Source organism: Acinetobacter sp. AOR41_HL, from assembly GCF_027854645.1.
Taxonomy (GTDB): Bacteria; Pseudomonadota; Gammaproteobacteria; order Pseudomonadales; family Moraxellaceae; genus Acinetobacter; species Acinetobacter nosocomialis.
Map to the genome: position 1 here is coordinate 41,095 of NZ_JAKTHZ010000026.1, position 16,858 is coordinate 57,952.

General features: G+C 38.4%; 18 protein-coding genes. 12 read left to right on the forward strand and 6 right to left on the reverse strand.

From position 1 onward, the window contains the following. Window positions 1-65 precede the first annotated feature (65 nt). On the reverse strand, window positions 66-1,424 hold the full coding sequence (locus MKL35_RS10695; RefSeq protein ID WP_002051493.1) for a uracil-xanthine permease family protein: 1,359 nt from the start codon (window positions 1,422-1,424) through the stop codon (window positions 66-68). A gap of 178 nt (window positions 1,425-1,602) precedes the next feature. On the opposite strand from MKL35_RS10695, the gene typA reads away from it, so the two are divergent. From typA to MKL35_RS10710, 3 genes are all read left to right on the forward strand, one after another. Continuing rightward, entirely contained in the window at window positions 1,603-3,438 is a 1,836-nt protein-coding gene (typA, locus tag MKL35_RS10700; protein ID WP_001280092.1) for a translational GTPase TypA, read from the forward strand. 255 nt (window positions 3,439-3,693) lie between these two features. Beyond that, a complete protein-coding gene (gene mscL / locus MKL35_RS10705) occupies window positions 3,694-4,125 on the forward strand; it encodes a large conductance mechanosensitive channel protein MscL (RefSeq protein ID WP_000022555.1) in 432 nt (143 codons plus the stop codon). A 140-nt stretch (window positions 4,126-4,265) separates the two neighbouring features. Continuing rightward, window positions 4,266-4,619 carry a gamma-glutamylcyclotransferase family protein gene (locus MKL35_RS10710; protein ID WP_106479371.1) on the forward strand — a complete coding sequence of 118 codons (354 nt, stop codon included), beginning with the start codon at window positions 4,266-4,268 and terminating at the stop codon, window positions 4,617-4,619. A gap of 11 nt (window positions 4,620-4,630) precedes the next feature. Here MKL35_RS10710 and MKL35_RS10715 read toward each other — a convergent pair whose 3' ends face one another. Together MKL35_RS10715 and mutM are read right to left on the reverse strand one after the other, a co-directional pair. Continuing rightward, on the reverse strand, window positions 4,631-4,921 hold the full coding sequence (locus tag MKL35_RS10715) for a peptidylprolyl isomerase (protein WP_002051379.1): 291 nt from the start codon (window positions 4,919-4,921) through the stop codon (window positions 4,631-4,633). A gap of 19 nt (window positions 4,922-4,940) precedes the next feature. Next, window positions 4,941-5,765 (reverse strand): bifunctional DNA-formamidopyrimidine glycosylase/DNA-(apurinic or apyrimidinic site) lyase, encoded by an 825-nt coding sequence (gene mutM, locus MKL35_RS10720; protein ID WP_032010065.1) that lies wholly within the window; start codon window positions 5,763-5,765, stop codon window positions 4,941-4,943. Between the two features lie 75 nt (window positions 5,766-5,840). Here mutM and MKL35_RS10725 point away from each other — a divergent pair, with 75 nt between their 5' ends. The 4 genes from MKL35_RS10725 to MKL35_RS10740 all read left to right on the forward strand — a co-directional run bounded on the left by MKL35_RS10725 (window position 5,841) and on the right by MKL35_RS10740 (window position 10,783). Next, the gene (locus MKL35_RS10725; protein ID WP_032010067.1) at window positions 5,841-6,407 is read left to right on the forward strand and encodes a DNA-3-methyladenine glycosylase; all 567 of its coding nucleotides are present in this window, start codon (window positions 5,841-5,843) and stop codon (window positions 6,405-6,407) included. A 134-nt stretch (window positions 6,408-6,541) separates the two neighbouring features. Next, window positions 6,542-8,674: a TonB-dependent receptor family protein gene (locus tag MKL35_RS10730; protein WP_032010069.1), complete on the forward strand. Its 2,133-nt coding sequence runs from the start codon at window positions 6,542-6,544 to the stop codon at window positions 8,672-8,674. A 9-nt stretch (window positions 8,675-8,683) separates the two neighbouring features. Continuing rightward, on the forward strand, window positions 8,684-9,793 hold the full coding sequence (locus MKL35_RS10735) for an NADH:flavin oxidoreductase/NADH oxidase (RefSeq protein WP_016804673.1): 1,110 nt from the start codon (window positions 8,684-8,686) through the stop codon (window positions 9,791-9,793). Window positions 9,794-9,859: 66 nt separating this feature from the next. Continuing rightward, the gene (locus tag MKL35_RS10740; RefSeq protein ID WP_023188155.1) at window positions 9,860-10,783 is read left to right on the forward strand and encodes an AEC family transporter; all 924 of its coding nucleotides are present in this window, start codon (window positions 9,860-9,862) and stop codon (window positions 10,781-10,783) included. A gap of 34 nt (window positions 10,784-10,817) precedes the next feature. Here MKL35_RS10740 and MKL35_RS10745 read toward each other — a convergent pair whose 3' ends face one another. The 3 genes from MKL35_RS10745 to ygfZ form a co-directional block, all read right to left on the reverse strand. Further along, complete coding sequence (locus tag MKL35_RS10745) at window positions 10,818-11,642, reverse strand: tetratricopeptide repeat protein (protein WP_002051569.1); 825 nt, start codon at window positions 11,640-11,642, stop codon at window positions 10,818-10,820. 182 nt (window positions 11,643-11,824) lie between these two features. Beyond that, on the reverse strand, window positions 11,825-12,535 hold the full coding sequence (locus MKL35_RS10750) for a DsbC family protein (RefSeq protein ID WP_031955754.1): 711 nt from the start codon (window positions 12,533-12,535) through the stop codon (window positions 11,825-11,827). 145 nt (window positions 12,536-12,680) lie between these two features. Continuing rightward, entirely contained in the window at window positions 12,681-13,403 is a 723-nt protein-coding gene (ygfZ, locus tag MKL35_RS10755) for a CAF17-like 4Fe-4S cluster assembly/insertion protein YgfZ (RefSeq protein ID WP_004885360.1), read from the reverse strand. 213 nt (window positions 13,404-13,616) lie between these two features. Here ygfZ and MKL35_RS10760 point away from each other — a divergent pair, with 213 nt between their 5' ends. The 5 genes from MKL35_RS10760 (at window position 13,617) to MKL35_RS10780 (ending at window position 16,824) form a co-directional block, all read left to right on the forward strand. Then, entirely contained in the window at window positions 13,617-14,069 is a 453-nt protein-coding gene (locus MKL35_RS10760; RefSeq protein WP_079744816.1) for an SRPBCC family protein, read from the forward strand. 147 nt (window positions 14,070-14,216) lie between these two features. Continuing rightward, window positions 14,217-14,573: a DUF488 domain-containing protein gene (locus MKL35_RS10765; protein WP_032010071.1), complete on the forward strand. Its 357-nt coding sequence runs from the start codon at window positions 14,217-14,219 to the stop codon at window positions 14,571-14,573. Window positions 14,574-14,663: 90 nt separating this feature from the next. Beyond that, window positions 14,664-15,008, forward strand: coding sequence for a zinc ribbon domain-containing protein YjdM (locus MKL35_RS10770; protein WP_032010073.1), 345 nt, complete (start codon window positions 14,664-14,666; stop codon window positions 15,006-15,008). 211 nt (window positions 15,009-15,219) lie between these two features. Further along, window positions 15,220-15,564, forward strand: a complete 345-nt coding sequence (locus tag MKL35_RS10775; protein ID WP_270913595.1) for a YegP family protein — start codon at window positions 15,220-15,222, stop codon at window positions 15,562-15,564. Window positions 15,565-15,615: 51 nt separating this feature from the next. Continuing rightward, window positions 15,616-16,824 carry an IS256-like element ISAba26 family transposase gene (locus tag MKL35_RS10780; protein ID WP_000343018.1) on the forward strand — a complete coding sequence of 403 codons (1,209 nt, stop codon included), beginning with the start codon at window positions 15,616-15,618 and terminating at the stop codon, window positions 16,822-16,824. Window positions 16,825-16,858: the final 34 nt, after the last annotated feature.

The following is a 16,858-nucleotide window of genomic DNA, read 5'->3' on the forward strand; positions in this document are numbered from 1 at the left end:
TACATCTCTCATGAAGAAGAATGCCCAGTGGAAACTGGGCAGTAATCAAAAAATTAAAAAATAGGTTATTTGTGGATTTCAGGCAGAACAATATTTAAAATTAGTGCTGCAATACCACCTGTTGCTACACCAGAACTAAAAATATTTTTAAATAACTCTGGCAAGTGCTCCAAAATTTGTGGAACTTGGGCAACACCTAAACCGAGTGCAAGTGATATTGCAATAATTAAAAGTGCGCGACGATCTAAATGAATTGATGAAAGAATGTTAATGCCTGAGGCAGCAACAGCGCCGAACATTACCATAACTGCTCCACCTAATACGGCTTGTGGAACAGCTTGTATTACACCAGCTACAGCAGGGAATAGACCTAATAAAATGAGTAAAGCAGCAATCCAGATTCCTACATAACGACTTGCTACACCAGTTAATTGGATAACGCCATTATTTTGGGCAAACACCGAACTTGGGAAAGTATTGAATAGGCCAGCAAGTAATGAATTTGCACCATTTACTAACACACCACCCTTAATACGTTGCATCCACTGAGGACCATCTACAGGTTGGTTTGATAGTTTACTGGTTGCCGTCACGTCACCAATTGCTTCTAATGAAGTCACTAAATAAATAAATGCCATTGGAATAAATAAGCCCCATGAGAAGCTTAAGCCAAAATGCATTGGTGTCGGAATTTGAATCACGGGTGCATCTTTTAAACCAGAGAAGTCTAAATACCCCATAAACCCGGCAAGAATGTAGCCAATAACTAAAGCAATTAAAATAGCTGAACTTTTAATCCAGACAATACGAATACGGTTTAGGACAATAATAATAGCAAGAACCGTACACGACATTATAAGGTTATCAGCACTGGCAAAGGTATGGTCCTGCATGGCTTGATAACCACCGCCCATACTAATCAAACCTTCTTTAATGAGCGTTAGACCAATCAGGAGTACCACAATACCTGTTACAAGGGGAGTAATTAGCTTTTTTACCCATGGGAGAATTTGTGATACGCCCATTTCAATAAATGAACCTGCAATCACAACACCAAAAATAGCAGCCATAACTTGATTGACTGGCGTCCCCGCAGCAACCATTGCACTGCCAATACCGATAATCGGGCCAATAAAGTTAAAGCTTGTTCCTTGAACAATGAGTAGACCTGCACCGAAAGGACCAACTTTTTTGCATTGTAAGAAAGTTGCAATTCCTGAAATGACCAAAGACATGGATAAAATCATGTTAGTTTCGGTACGTGAAACGCCCAAAGCTAAACAAATGAGAAGTCCAGGTGTAACAATCGGGACAATAATTGCAAGCAAATGTTGAAAAGCTGCTAGAAAAGCCACGAAGGGTTTTGGTCGGTCATCTAGTCCATAAACGAGGTCAAGACGGTCTTGTGATGGTTGATTGGACATGGGAGTAAATACGCCGCAATTTCGCAAATTGGCGCTATTCTAATCGAGATACCTATCTTTACAAAACGAAATACAGATTATTGGAAATTTTTTTTGTCAATGTCAATAAACTGTCACTACTCAAGAGTAGTGTTTTTCTGTATAATTTGCCCTCAAATTTTAGGCGTTTCGAATTTTCATGTCAGATATCAAAAATCTCCGTAATATCGCAATTATTGCGCACGTCGACCACGGGAAAACCACACTTGTCGATAAACTACTTCAGCAATCAGGTGCTCTCGGTGACCGAGCAGGCGAGATTGAGCGTGTCATGGACTCGAATGCGCTTGAAAGTGAACGTGGTATTACCATCTTAGCGAAAAACACCGCTATTACTTGGTTAGACAAACGTACAGATACAACTTACCGTATCAACATCGTAGATACCCCGGGACACGCCGACTTCGGTGGTGAAGTAGAACGTGTAATGTCGATGGTTGACTGCGTACTACTTCTTGTTGACTCACAAGAAGGCCCAATGCCACAAACTCGCTTTGTGACTCAAAAAGCCTTTGCTCGTGGTTTAAAACCAATCGTGATTATCAACAAAGTTGACAAGCCAAGTGCTCGTCCAGACTGGGTAATCGATCAAGTATTTGATTTATTTGATAACCTTGGTGCAACTGATGAGCAACTTGATTTCCCAATCGTTTATGCATCAGGTTTACGTGGTGTAGCGGGTCCTGCTCCTGAAGAGCTTGCAGAAGACATGACTCCGTTGTTCGAAACGATTGTAGACATCGTTGAGCCACCAGCGGTTGATGTTGATGGTCCATTCCAAATGCAGATTTCATCACTTGACTATAACAGCTTCGTAGGTGTTATCGGTGTTGGTCGTATTCAACGTGGTTCTGTAAAATTAAATACTCCTGTTACTGTAATTGACAAAGAAGGCAATACACGTAACGGTCGTATCTTAAAAATCATGGGTTACCATGGTTTAGAGCGTATTGATGTTGATTCTGCATCTGCGGGCGATATCGTATGTATTACTGGTATTGATGCACTTAACATTTCTGACACGATTTGTGATCCGAAAAACGTTGAAGCATTACCACCTTTATCTGTAGATGAACCTACAGTGTCTATGACTTTCCAAGTAAACAACTCACCGTTTGCTGGTAAAGAAGGTAAATTCGTAACTTCACGTAATATTCGTGAGCGTCTTGACCGCGAATTAATTCACAACGTAGCTTTACGTGTTGAAGATACTGATAGTCCAGACCGTTTCAAAGTGTCTGGCCGTGGTGAACTTCACCTTTCAGTTTTAATTGAAAACATGCGTCGTGAAGGCTTCGAATTAGGTGTATCACGTCCGCAAGTAATCATTAAAGAAATTGATGGTGAAAAACAAGAACCTTACGAAAACGTAACGTTTGACGTTGAAGAGCAGCACCAAGGCGCTGTAATGGAACAAATGGGTCACCGTAAAGGCGAAATGACCAATATGGAAGTTGATGGTAAAGGCCGTATCCGTATTGAAGCAACTGTTCCTTCACGTGGTTTAATTGGTTTCCGTTCTGAATTCTTAACCATGACCTCTGGTACTGGTATTATGACTTCAAGCTTCTCTCACTATGGTCCTCTTAAACAAGGTACTGTTGCGAAGCGTCAAAACGGTGTGTTGATTTCTATGGTTCAAGGTACATGCTTGGGCTATGCATTATTCAGCTTACAAGACCGTGGTCGTTTATTCGCTAAGCCACAGTTGGAAGTTTACGAAGGTATGATCGTAGGTATTAACTCTCGTTCAGACGATATGGTTGTAAACCCAACTAAAGCGAAACAGTTAACTAACGTTCGTGCGTCTGGTACTGATGATGCTTTAACTTTAACACCTGCAATTGAATTCACGCTTGAACAAGCTCTTGAATTTATTGAAGATGATGAGTTAGTAGAAGTTACTCCAAAATCAATTCGTATCCGTAAGCGTTACTTGACTGAAAACGAACGTAAACGTAACCGTGATAAATAATTTTTCTTAAATGAAAAAGAAAAACCGCTAAATTCGTTTAGCGGTTTTTTATTGCTTACTGGTAAAGCTGAAAGTAAACTTAAAGTCATATTTTTCTTGTAAGCAAATATGTTGTTAAAGTGTGAAATAGCTTTCTTTTTTTGAAAAAAATATTAAATTATCAATATCATGGCGAGTACTATCTAGACGGATAAGAGGCCAGTGAAAAAAGAAAAATATGATGTGTTCCTCCCCCCTACATCTGGAGATGTTTAGATGAGTATTATTCAAGAATTTAAAGAATTTGCCATTAAAGGCAATATGATGGATTTAGCCATTGGTGTAATTATTGGTGGTGCTTTTGGCAAAATCGTAGACTCGTTAGTAAAAGATATCATCATGCCGCTTATCACTGTAATTACTGGTGGTGGTGTTGATTTCTCGCAGAAATTTATCGTATTAGGTGCAAACCCTAATAACTTACAATCTCTAGATGCCTTACAAAAAGCAGGTATCAACGTATTAACTTATGGTAACTTCCTGACCATTTTAATTAACTTCCTGATTTTGGCTTGGGTTGTGTTCTTAATGGTGAAATTATTAAACAAACTTCGCCGTGATAAGAATGAGCCAGAAGCTCCAGCTGCAACTCCAGAAGATATTCAATTATTACGTGAAATTCGTGATGAGTTGAAAAAACAAGCTTAATAAAAAGAATTTGAGTATAAAAACGGTACCTAGCGTACCGTTTTTTATTACATAGCATTTTATACTGGACTAGAGATATTGATAAACTTGCTAAATCACAGTTAAGTTTAGCTAAGCAGATAGAACAGGAACATAAATTAATGAATCAGCTTTTTGTATATGGAACCTTATGCCCTAATAAAGCAAATGCTCATATTTTAGAGCAGATTGGTGGAAACTGGATGAAAGCTAGTGTACGAGGAGTAATTCATATTTTAGATTGGGGGCCAGACAAAGGTTTAAAAGCGTTAGAGTTAGATCCACAAGCAGATTGGGTAGAAGGCTATTTGTTTAGCACAGAAAAGTTAGCAGAAAACTGGCAAATGTTAGATGACTTTGAAGGCTTTCAATACCAGCGTGTAATCGCTGATATAAAACTAGAGTCGGGTGAGTATATTAAAGCCTGGACATATCAAATGAATGCACAGGCTAAAACTTCTGAAAACGATAATTAAATTAATGAGTCCTAACGTAAGCTGCCCATTCGGAATTTAACTTCTAAAAGATGATAGCCAAACTGACTTTTGATAGGGCCTTGTAATACACGTTCAGCAGCCGTAAATACTACTTTGTCGATGACAGGTACCAACTGTCCTTTTTTGACTTCTCCAAGTTCTCCACCACGTTTTGCTGAATTGCAAGTGGAGTATTGCTTGGCAAGTTTGGCAAAGTCAGCCCCACTTTGTAGCTTCTTTTTTAGCTGTTCGGCTAAGTCTTTATCTTTGACTAAAATATGTCGGACAATTGCTGTTTGCATGTTGTCTTCCTCCAAAAAATTAAGGCTTTCTCAGCTTTTTAAGCGGTTGGCATTGTGGGCAAAATACACTGGCGCGCTGACCGAGTTTTAAGTTTTCTAATGTGGTTTCACAGTTAACACACATTTCTCCGGCACGACCATAAGCGAGTAAAGTCTGTTGAAAATAACCATTTTCACCCATGGCATTGCTGTAGTCTCGTAAAGTCGAGCCGCCTAAATCAATTGCTGACTTCAAAATTCGCTTAATCTCGATAACCAGTTTCTCAATTTGTTGCATAGTCAAATCGCCAGCAGGCTGAGCTGGGTGAATGCCAACATTAAACAAGCTTTCGGTTGCATAGATATTGCCAACACCAACCACTACATGATTATCCATGAGTGCAATTTTTATGCCGACAGCTTTATTCTTGAGTTTGGAAGCTAAATATTCTGCATGAAAGTCAGTACTTAATGGTTCTGGCCCTAAAGTATCGATGAGTTTGCCTTGAGTTTCAGGGTTAAGCCAAAGAATGCAGCCAAAACGACGTGGGTCGTGGTAACGTAACTGCTGATCTTCAAATTGAATAATCAGATGATCATGCTTTCTCAATTCATCGTTTGGTTGACACAGACGAAAGCTTCCTGACATGCCTAAATGCCAGAGCATTTGATCTTGTTCAAACTCTGCCAAAATATATTTTGAGCGACGATTTAATCCAATCAGGCGTTGCCCAACAAGTCTTTGAATATCATCTGGTATTGGCCAACGTAAGCTAGGATTACGTACTTCAACACTTAAAACTTTTTGATTCAATAAGGGAAATAAACTGGTTTTGGTGGTTTCGACTTCGGGTAACTCAGGCATGCCAACTCGCAGAATTAACAGATATACTGGATTAATCAAGTATAACGTGTGGTATGTAATATTTCAGAGAATACTATGTCAGATATTTTACCATTAAGCTGGTTTCAACGAGAAACTTCGGAAGTAGCATATGATTTAATCGGCTGCGTATTATGTAAGCGAAAACCTGATGGACAAGTTATCCGCTGTACAATTAGTGAAACAGAAGCTTATTTGGGCGTTCGCGATAAAGCCTGCCATAGTTACAATGATAAACGCACAGCTCGAACAGAAGTGATGTATCGCCATGGTGGTACCATTTATGTCTATTTAATTTATGGTATGTATGAAATGCTCAACATTATTACTCAAACAGAAGGTGTACCTGAAGGAATAATGATTCGATCAGCATTTTTAAGTGGTGCTTCAACTAAAAAAGAATATAAGCTTTTGGCTGGACCTGGCAAACTGACGCGTTATTTGGGCATTGATCGGACTTTAAAAGGCCAGACTTTAGGTGAAGAATCTGGACTATGGATTGAGGCAGCCACTACACAGCCAGAAGTTGTTTTAACGCCACGTATTGGAATTGATTACGCTGAAGAAGCAAAAGATTGGCCTGAACGATATTGCTGGAAAGATCATCCATCTTTGAGCCGATAACTCTTAAACTGGAAATCAATTTTTATATCGCAAAACGACTGTTCCAGTTTTACAACAATGTAAACCGAATTCTATATCCAGACAAGACACTGCTTTTTGTTATCATAACTACAATATAAATAAAGGAAATAAGCATGTCCTTATTACGCTTAGACCGACTTCACTACTGTATTTTGATGAGTATGGGCTGTATTTCTAGCCCACTTGTTTGGGCAGAAGACTTAAATTCAGATGTTGCCAAATTGCCTACTTTACATGTGGAAGCAACTCGTACTGATACTACTTACTTACAAACACCTGCTTCGGTTTTTCGAATAGATGCACCTCAGGCGGATAGTTCTTCACAAGTGAATTTGACCGAGGTTGTGAAGGGGATACCGAGTTTGCAAATTCGTAACCGTGAAAATTATGCGCAAGATTTACAGCTATCTATGCGTGGTTTTGGTGCACGTTCTACTTTTGGTGTCCGAGGTATTCGCCTATATGTGGATGGTATTCCTGCAACAATGCCAGATGGGCAAGGCCAAACGTCTAATATCGACTTAAGCAGTCTGGATCATGTTGAAGTCCTAACAGGGCCTTTTTCTTCACTTTATGGAAACTCATCGGGCGGGACAATTTTAACTTCTACTAAAGAAGGTCAGGGGAAAGACTCAATTGAGCTCAGCTATTCGGGTGGTAGTCACGATAAAAGCCGAGCAGGGTTAGTGCTACAAGGTGGAGCAAAAGGGGCGAATGAACCAAGTTATATTATTAGCTCATCATACTTCGATACCGATGGTTACCGAGAACATAGCGGGGCAGAAAAAATATTAAATAATGCAAAGCTCAGTTGGAACCTTGATGATGGAAGTAAAATCAACTGGGTGACTAACTATGTCAAAATCAATGCCGATGATCCACAGGGTTTAACGCATGATCAGTGGAATGCGAATCCAAAGCAACAAGTTCCGTTTTTAAAGCAATTTAATGTTCGTAAAGATATCGAACAAACCCAAACGGGCATGACATGGTCTAAGCCGATTAATGACAAAAATGAACTTTATGCCATGGCATATTTGGGTAATCGTCAAGTCACTCAGTATCAATCTATTCCTAAATCTACCCAAGATGCCAGTATCAATCATGCGGGTGGTGTGATTGATTTTGACCGCAATTATTATGGTGCTGATTTCCGTTGGACAGGTAAAGAACTATTGCCAAATACAACGGTGAGTTTGGGGGTTGCACTCGATGCGATGGATGAAGATCGTAAAGGCTTTGAAAACTTTAATTTAGTAAATGGTCAACCTTCTTATGGCGTCAAAGGTAAATTACGCCGTGATGAAGACAATACTCTGTGGAATATCGATCCATATTTACAAGCTTCATGGCAGTTCTTACCTACATGGCGTATAGATACAGGTGTACGGTATAGCAATGTGCATTACAAATCCAAAGATAACTATTTAAGTAATGGCGACGATAGCGGCAAGACTGATTACAGTAAAGTTTTACCGTCGCTTGCGTTAAGTTGGCAAATTTTACCTGAGCTCATGGCTTATATGAGTTATGCCAAAGGGTTTGAAACACCGACCTTTACTGAAATGGCATATCAAACTGATACGACAAAGTCAGGTTTTAATTTTGATTTAAAACCATCGACCAGTGATACCTATGAAGCTGGTTTAAAATCACAAAACCAATTAGGTGATTTTACTTTGGCAGTTTTTCAAACTAAAACCAAAAATGACATTGTTTCAGCAGGAAGCTCAAATGGTCGTTCTACCTTCCGAAATGCGGATAAAACTTTGCGTGAAGGGGTAGAGTTTGCATGGAATAAAAAGTTGTGGCGAGATTTAACAGCGACAGCAAGCTATGCCTATTTAGATGCTACTTTTGATGCGGATATTCCTGCTTTAGGCAATATTGCTCAAATTCCAGCTGGCAATGCGATTCCTGGAATTGCTAAAAATCAGGCTTACATTTCTTTAGCTTGGCAACCGAGCCACGGACTATATGGTGGTGTAGATGTACAGTATATGGACAAAGTATACGTGAATGATACCAACAGTGACGCAGCACCAAGCTACAGTGTAACTTCAGCAAATATTGGTTATGCATGGGATTTAGGTACTTGGAAAGTCAAAAGCTTTGCTCGTGTAGATAACCTATTTGATAAAAATTATGCGGGTTCAGTTATCGTAAATGATGGTAATGATCGTTACTTTGAACCCGCTGATGGGCGTAACTGGAGTGCAGGTTTACGTGTAATTAAACAATTCTAGGAATTTAAAATGGCAAAATTATTTGAAACGGTTAATTTTGATTCGCTACAACTGGTCAATAGAATTGTAATTGCCCCAATGTGTCAGTATTCAGCAACTGATGAAGGCGAAATTACCTATTGGCATGAGCAGCAATGGGCAAATTACGCGTTGTCTGGAGCTGGGTTATGCATTGTGGAGGCTACGGCTGTACAAGCGGAAGGTCGAATTAGTTACGCAGATCTTGGACTTTGGAATGATCAGCAACGTGACCAAATCAAAACTTTATTAGGAAAAGTTAAAACACTTTCTCCTATGCCATTTGGAATTCAGTTAGCTCATGCTGGACGTAAGGCATCAACTGAAAAGCCTTGGTTGGGTAAAGGTCAAATTGCAAAAGATCAGCCACATGGTTGGCAAACAGTTGCTCCAAGTACAAGTACTTTTTCAGTTCACGATGCTGCGCCACATGCATTAACAATCGATGAAATTAAACAAGTTCAACAAGACTTCGCCGCTGCGGCAAAACGTGCAGTTGAAGCTGGCTTTGAGCTAATTGAAGTACATGCAGCACATGGCTACTTGTTGCATCAATTTTTATCGCCAATTGCAAATCAACGAACAGATGAATATGGCGGTTCTTTAGAGAACCGTATGCGTATGACGCTTGAAGTACTTCAGGCAATTAAACTTGCTGTTCCTACAGGTTATCCTGTAGGGGTGCGTTTATCTGCAACTGATTGGATGGATGGTAACGAACAGTGGGACGTTGAGTCTACAGTTGGGTTATCAAAAGCTTTAGAGCAACTGGGAGCCGCTTATATCCATGTCTCTAGTGGTGGCTTACATGAACACCAAAATATTACCATCGGGGCAGGTTACCAAGTACCATTCGCGGAGCAGGTTAAAAAACATGTATCTATTCCTGTGATTGCGGTAGGTCTTATTACTGATCCACAGCATGCTGAACAAATTTTAGAAAACCAACAAGCTGATGCCATTGGTCTTGCACGTGCAATGTTATATGACCCACGTTGGCCATGGCATGCTGCAGCTACATTGGGGGCAAAAGTCAAAATTGCTCCTCAATATTTGCGTTGTCAACCACATGGCTTAAAACAGCTTTTTGATTCTTTTTAGTTTTTAAATATGCGGGCAAATTAAGATTTGCCCGTTTTTCTTTTGAAATGAGTGAGGAAGTAGTCTGTGGTTTTTCAGGTAATCTTACCAATTTTGATTTTATTATTGATGGGGTACTGTAGTGTTCTCATTAAATTGGTGACACCTGAGCAAATTAAGGCTCTTAGCGCATTCGTTATTAAAATTGCGCTTCCTGCATTTTTAATCCAATCCTTAGCCAATAAAAATTTACAAGATATTTGGCACCCAGCTTATTTTATTGCTTACGGTGGTGGCTCTTTAATCTTGTTTTTTCTGGCTTTTATTATTTATCGAAAATATTTTAAAAACAGCTTAACCCATAGTGCAGTCATATCAATGGGTGCTTCTATGTCAAATACAGGTTTTATGGGTACTGCTATTTTGACTATGCTCATGGGTAGTCATGCTGCAATCTATATATCTTTAACTTTAATCATTGAAAACTTATTAATCGTCGCTTTAATGCTTATTTTGGCAGAAGCGGGATTACATCAACAGCAGCGGCTTTTGCCTTTACTGAAAAAAACATTCATAAATTTAATTAAAAATCCTGTAATTATTGCAATTTTAGTGGGGATGAGCTGTATCTTGCTAGGTATTCATCTGCCTTCAAAACTTGGGCAAGCTTTAGAACTTTTAGGAAGGACAGCTTCGCCTCTAGCACTATTTGCTATTGGCGGCAGCTTGGTTGGTATAGGTATTACCGCCGTGAATTTACAAAGTGTATTGTTGGCTGGGTTTAATGTCATTCTTATGCCAGTTGTGATTTTTGGGTTATTCCTTTTATTACCAAACGTCAGTCAAGAGATGTTATATGCTGGAACATTAATTGCGGCACTTCCAATGCCAATTGCTTTTGGTATTTTTGGGCAAGCATATGGTTTAAATGAAAGAGCATTAACACCTTTAATGATAAGTACCATTATTGGTTTTATTGGAGTAAGTGGACTTATCGCTTTGTGGTGGTAAAAGAAAAGCCCCATACGGGGCTATTGTTTCTTTGCTATTTTTTAGGTGCAGGCTGTGTAGGGGCGGCTGCAGCTTGTTTATTCTTCTCAGCAATAATCTTTTCGACTGAAGCTAAAGACTCTCTAGCATTAGGAACATTTTGGTTAGCAAGTTCAGTAAAAATCTGTTTTGCTTGAGGCAAGTTCTGAGGAATGATATTGCCATTTGCCATCATAGTCGCTAAAGCCATAGACGCTGGTGCATAACCTTTTTGTGCAATTGCTTGTAAAGCTTCAATGCCTTGGCGTTTCATTAGCGGGTTTTTATTTTCAACCCCTTGGCTAATATCATAAAGTGCTTTGACTTGAATAGCAGGGTAGTTTCCTTTTCGAATTAAAGGCGCTAGCTTTTGTAAAGCAATTTGATGAGACTGTGGCTTTTTCTGAGCAAATAAAATGGTCGCAATTTTTACCGTTGCATCATCAGAGCCTTGAGCTGATGCTTTTTGCACATATTGGCTAAATTTATTACTATCTTTTGCAACGCCTAATTCACCCGTTTCATAAATCTGTGCAAGTCTATAACTGGCCTGAGCATAACCTTTGTTTGAAGCGTCTTCATAATATTTTAGAGCTTTGGCATTATCTTTAGGGGTGCCTTGTCCCATTTGCGTCATATAACCTAAGTTATAGATCGCTTGAGCATTTCCTGTCTGCGCAAGGCGCTGCACTTCTTGGAAAGCAGCAGGATAATTTTTTGCCGCATACAATTGTTCAGCCTGTTTAAAGACATCATTTTTTGCCACAGATGCTGTAGTGTCTGCCGCAAAGATTGATGAACTTGAAATGGCGATTAGGCTGGCGATGAGTAATTTCTTCATTTCTTTTTAACCTTTTACTTTGTAGCTACATCATTCCATCGATGTATTGAATCAACTCAACTTCTCATCATAAATATTGATAGATGAAAGTAAACAGCCGATTTGTATATAAAACGATGTCTATAAAGCAAACTATGGAGAAAAATAATATGCCACTCTACTTCTGAGAGTGGCATATAGCATTATTTTACTGATTTAAGTAATGCTTCAATTTGTTTTGCATCACTTGGTACACCAGAGATTCTTTGACCATCTTGCAAGAATAGGGTTGGTGTTCCATCGATATTTAATTTTTGTCCTAAAGCGATATTCTTTTGAATTGGGCTTGAGCAACTTTTGCTGTTAGCCGGCAATTTGCGATTAAGCATATAACTGGTCCAAGCTTCCGAAGGGTTCTTTGAACACCAGATCTGATTTGAAACTTTTTCAGCATTGGGGTGCAAACTGGTCAGCGGATATAAGAATACATATACCGTTACGTTATCAACCCCAACCATATTTTGTTCTAGGCGCTGACAGTAAGGACAATCAGGGTCGCTGAAAATATAAAGAGTACGTTCTCCTTTACCTTTTACATATTTAATCGCTTGGTTTAGAGGTAGGCTTTTAACATCAATTTTACCCAATTCGGCAATTCGTTCTTCTGTCATATTTTTTTGTTGTTTGATATCAACTAAATTGCCTACAAAAAAGTATTTAGCATCTTGATTGGTATAAACAATACGACCGCTTGTATACACTTCATAAATACCTTGCACAGGTGATTGATAAACACCTTTTACAGGTAAGTCTGGGTAATTTGTTTTCAGATTTTGTTCAAGTGTTTTTACATCAGCATGAGCAGAACCGAAAAAAGCCAGACTCAACATGAGTGTAGCAAGTTTAGTTTTCATATTTTTTCTCTTAGATTTCAATCTGGATTATGATGGCATAGAAAAATTAAAAAATTGATGCCCTAATTAAATGAATTTATTAGAATTTTGTATCTATAGAAAAGCCCGTAGGGTCATCCACGGGCTTTTTATTTGCTAAATCTGCTTATTGTGGTCTAGCAACATCACCGCTTAAAGCTTCCGGTAAATCGAGAACTTGAAGACCGAGTTCTGCTAAAGCGGCTGGTTTTGCAACCACTAACGCAATATATCCGTCAGTGGTTGGGGTACTATTTACTACTTCAATATCGTTATTTAATTGAGTAGCTGGAGCAGGTGCTTCACCTGTACCTTGAACTAGATGCAACCAGTGTTTTGGTTTTGCTTTAAACCACAGGCGCGCCACAATTTCTTGACCTAAGTAACAGCCTTTATCGTAATTGACGCCTTCGCGTTGATGTAAACGTAATTCTTGGGGCTGAAACTCATGTTCAGTCGCTTGAGCAATCCATGCTTGACCTGTCATGATGGCTTGTTTTTGCCATTCGGAAATATCAGTTTCTGTAGAGCTGAACTCAGTATGGCCATTCACAACTTTTGGAAACACAACGCCTTGTTCACTTAAGGTCATTTTTGAAAATGCGCCATATTTTTTAATATGCTTAGCAAACTCTTCAGCTTGATCTTGAGTAACAACAATCTCAAAACTTTCAGCGTTAATCTTTTTCAACCATAGGCCAAAATGAATACGGCCTTTAAGATCACAAATGGCTGTATAGCGTGTTTCATTTTCAGCTAAACGCTCAGTATCGACAGTCACTTGGCCTTGTAAAAACTTCTGTGCATCTACACCGTTTAATGCATATGAGGAGAAAGCGAGCAGACTCATGATTAATCTCAAATTCAATATGTTTCTTTATGATTGCTGACTATTTTGCTCCATTTTTATCAAAAAATCAGCCTTAGTTTTCGTAATTTAGTTTTGTCAGAAACTGGTTATATAAATGGAAAAAACACCAAAAATATACGTTAAATGAAATTCTAGGGTTTAAGCTACTAAACATAACTTCTATAACCTAAATGGACTTAAAATAAGGAGAACATAATGACAACAGGTACAGTAAAATTACATCGCGTATTTAAAGCACCCGCTGAACGGGTTTATCGTGCTTTTCTCGATCCAGATGCTTTAGTTAAGTGGATGGCACCTCACGGTTTTACTGCGAAGGTTCATAGTTTTGATGCAAAAGTGGGTGGCTCATATAAAATGAGTTTTACCAACTTTTCAACAGGTTCAACACACTCATTTGGGGGAACTTATGTTGAACTCATTCCAAATGAATTAATTCGCTATAACGACCAATTTGATGACTCAAATTTACCTGGTACGATGCAGGTCACTATTACATTAAAAACTGTATTGGTAGGCACAGAAATTCACATTACCCAAGAAGGCATACCAGAAGTTATTCCTGTGGAAGCATGTTATTTAGGTTGGCAAGAATCTTTATCTTTATTGAAGTTGTTGGTGGAAGCCGAGATCCCAGATCAGTAATCGCCTTTTAAAATTTTAAATATTAAATAAGAAAAGAGTGAGTAGAGAGGCTACTCACTCTTTTCTTTTTAAGTACATTAAAAGAGAACAAAATATTAAATCTGTTTATAAAGCCTAAACAATGAGGCGTTCTAGTGAGAAAAAGAGATGAACATACAAATTAAAAGAATTTATGAACAAGCAAGTACCGAGGATGGAAAACGAATATTAGTTGATCGGCTATGGAGCCGAGGGATAAGTAAAGAAAATGCTCATTTGGATTTATGGTTAAAAGAAATAGCTCCCTCAACTGAGCTACGTAAGTGGTTTCATGCAGAGTCTGCAGAACATTGGGATGAGTTCAAACAGCGTTATTTAAAAGAACTAAGAAGCAGCCCAGCAGTTAAAGAGTTATTAGAAATCGTTTCACATCATAAAGTCACGCTTTTATATTCGGCAAAAGATGTGGAACATAACCATGCAATTATTTTAAAAGAATACTTATTAGAAAACAGCAAAAGTTAAATATATAAATTTTTTTTTGGTAAAAGTCTTTTATTTAAAACTTTAAAAAATGAATCATATCTCGCATAATATACTTTTTGAGATTTTTTTATGTCTTTACCAAATTGCCCAAAATGCCAATCAGAATATACCTATCAAGACGGCGACTTATTAATTTGCCCTGAATGCTCACATGAGTGGAAGGAAGGGGAAGCATCAATTGCTGATGAACAAGAAGTGATTAAAGACGCAAATGGTAATGCCTTGGCAGATGGCGATAGTGTCACTGTGATTAAAGACTTAAAAATTAAAGGTTCATCGTCAGTTGTTAAAGTGGGAACAAAAGTAAAAACAATTCGTTTAGTATCAGATGCAAGTGATGGTCATAATATTGATTGCAAAATTGATGGTATTGGTCAGATGAAATTAAAATCTGAATTTGTAAAAAAAGCTTAATTTGTTAATTTTAATTACATTTCGGTAGAGGTACCTATCAGACCTCTACCTTTTTAAACTTTCAACATCCTTATAATTTTATTACGATAATGTATAAAAAGTAGACTATCCAAAGTTACATTGCTCATTTATATTGTGATTAATAACAAATAACTTTCGTCCAGAATAATAACGAAAGTCATACCCACACCAACAAAAAAACGAGGTTCTTATGGCAGGATGGTACGAGATTTCACAAGCGAGTGATGGACAATATCGCTTTGTACTCAAGGCTGGTAATGGCGAAATTATTTTAAATAGTGAGCTATATAAAGCGAAAGCATCGGCAGTCAATGGTATTGAGTCAGTTCAAAAAAATAGTGGTGACGATGGACGATATGATCGTTTAACTGCAAAAAATGGAAAACCTTACTTCAATTTAAAAGCTGCAAATCATCAAATTATTGGTACAAGTCAATTCTATGCGAGCGAAGCATCGCGCGATAAAGGGATTGAATCGGTGAAAACCAATGGATCTTCAGCAAGCATTAAAGGGACTGTTCTAAATTTTGTGTAAGTACTTAATTTTCATTTATCCTTCAGAGGATAATTACAAAAGGTACTTCACATGGATGAAGCAACAATCAAAAGTATGGCTGCCGAATTGGCTAAAGGTCTAAAAACACCAGAAGACTTAAACCAAATGACAGCAGTCTTTAAAAAATTCATGATTGAAACTGCACTCAATACTGAACTTTCAGACCATCTCGGTTATGAAAAGCATCAGCCCAAGAAAGGCTCAAATAGCCGTAATGGGTTTAGTTCTAAAACCATTACAACTCAAGATGGACAACTGGCTTTAGATATTCCCCGTGATCGAGAAGGTTCATTTGAGCCACAAATTATAAAAAAGCACCAAACACGCATCACCAGTATGGATGACCAAATCCTCTCACTGTATGCAAAAGGAATGACTAATAGGGAAATTGTAGCCTTCTTCAAAGAAATGTACGATGCCGATGTGTCAGCATCTCTCATCAGCAAAGTTACCGATGCTGTGATTGAGCAAGTGACTGAGTGGCAAAATAGAGCCTTAGATAGCCTTTATCCTGTTGTCTATCTTGACTGTATTGTTGTCAAAGTCCGTCAGCACTCCAATGTGATTAACAAGTCCGTATACCTTGCTTTAGGCATCAATATGGATGGGCAAAAAGAATTACTGGGTATGTGGATTGCTCAGACAGAAGGTGCCAAATTCTGGCTGTCAGTCATGACAGAGCTAAAAAATCGAGGAGTACAGGACATTCTTGTTGCCTGTGTAGATGGATTAAAAGGCTTCCCTGACGCGATAGCCTCTGTTTACCCTCATACTGATATTCAACTGTGTATCGTGCATGTTGTACGCAATAGCCTGAGATTTGTAAGCTGGAAAGACTACAAAGCTGTTACGTCGGGTCTGAAAGCGATTTATCAGGCAAGTACAGAGGAAAATGCTTTAAAATCCCTAGACATCTTCTGTGATCAATGGAATCACCAGTATCCCAAAATTGGAGAATCCTGGCGGGCCAATTGGGAAAATATCCGAACGATCTTTAGCTATCCAGCCGAAATACGTCATGCAATTTATACAACAAATGCGATTGAGTCGTTGAATAGCGTAATACGCCATTCAACGAAGAAAAGGAAAATCTTTTCATCTGATGACTCAGTAAAGAAGGTCATTTACTTAGCAACATCAAATGCTGCGAAGAAATGGACGATGCCAATTCAAAATTGGCGTTTAGCAATGAATTGGTTTACGATTCAGTTCGATGATCGATTAAAAGATCATTTATAAAAAATGGAACTTACACAAAATAATTTACAGGCTC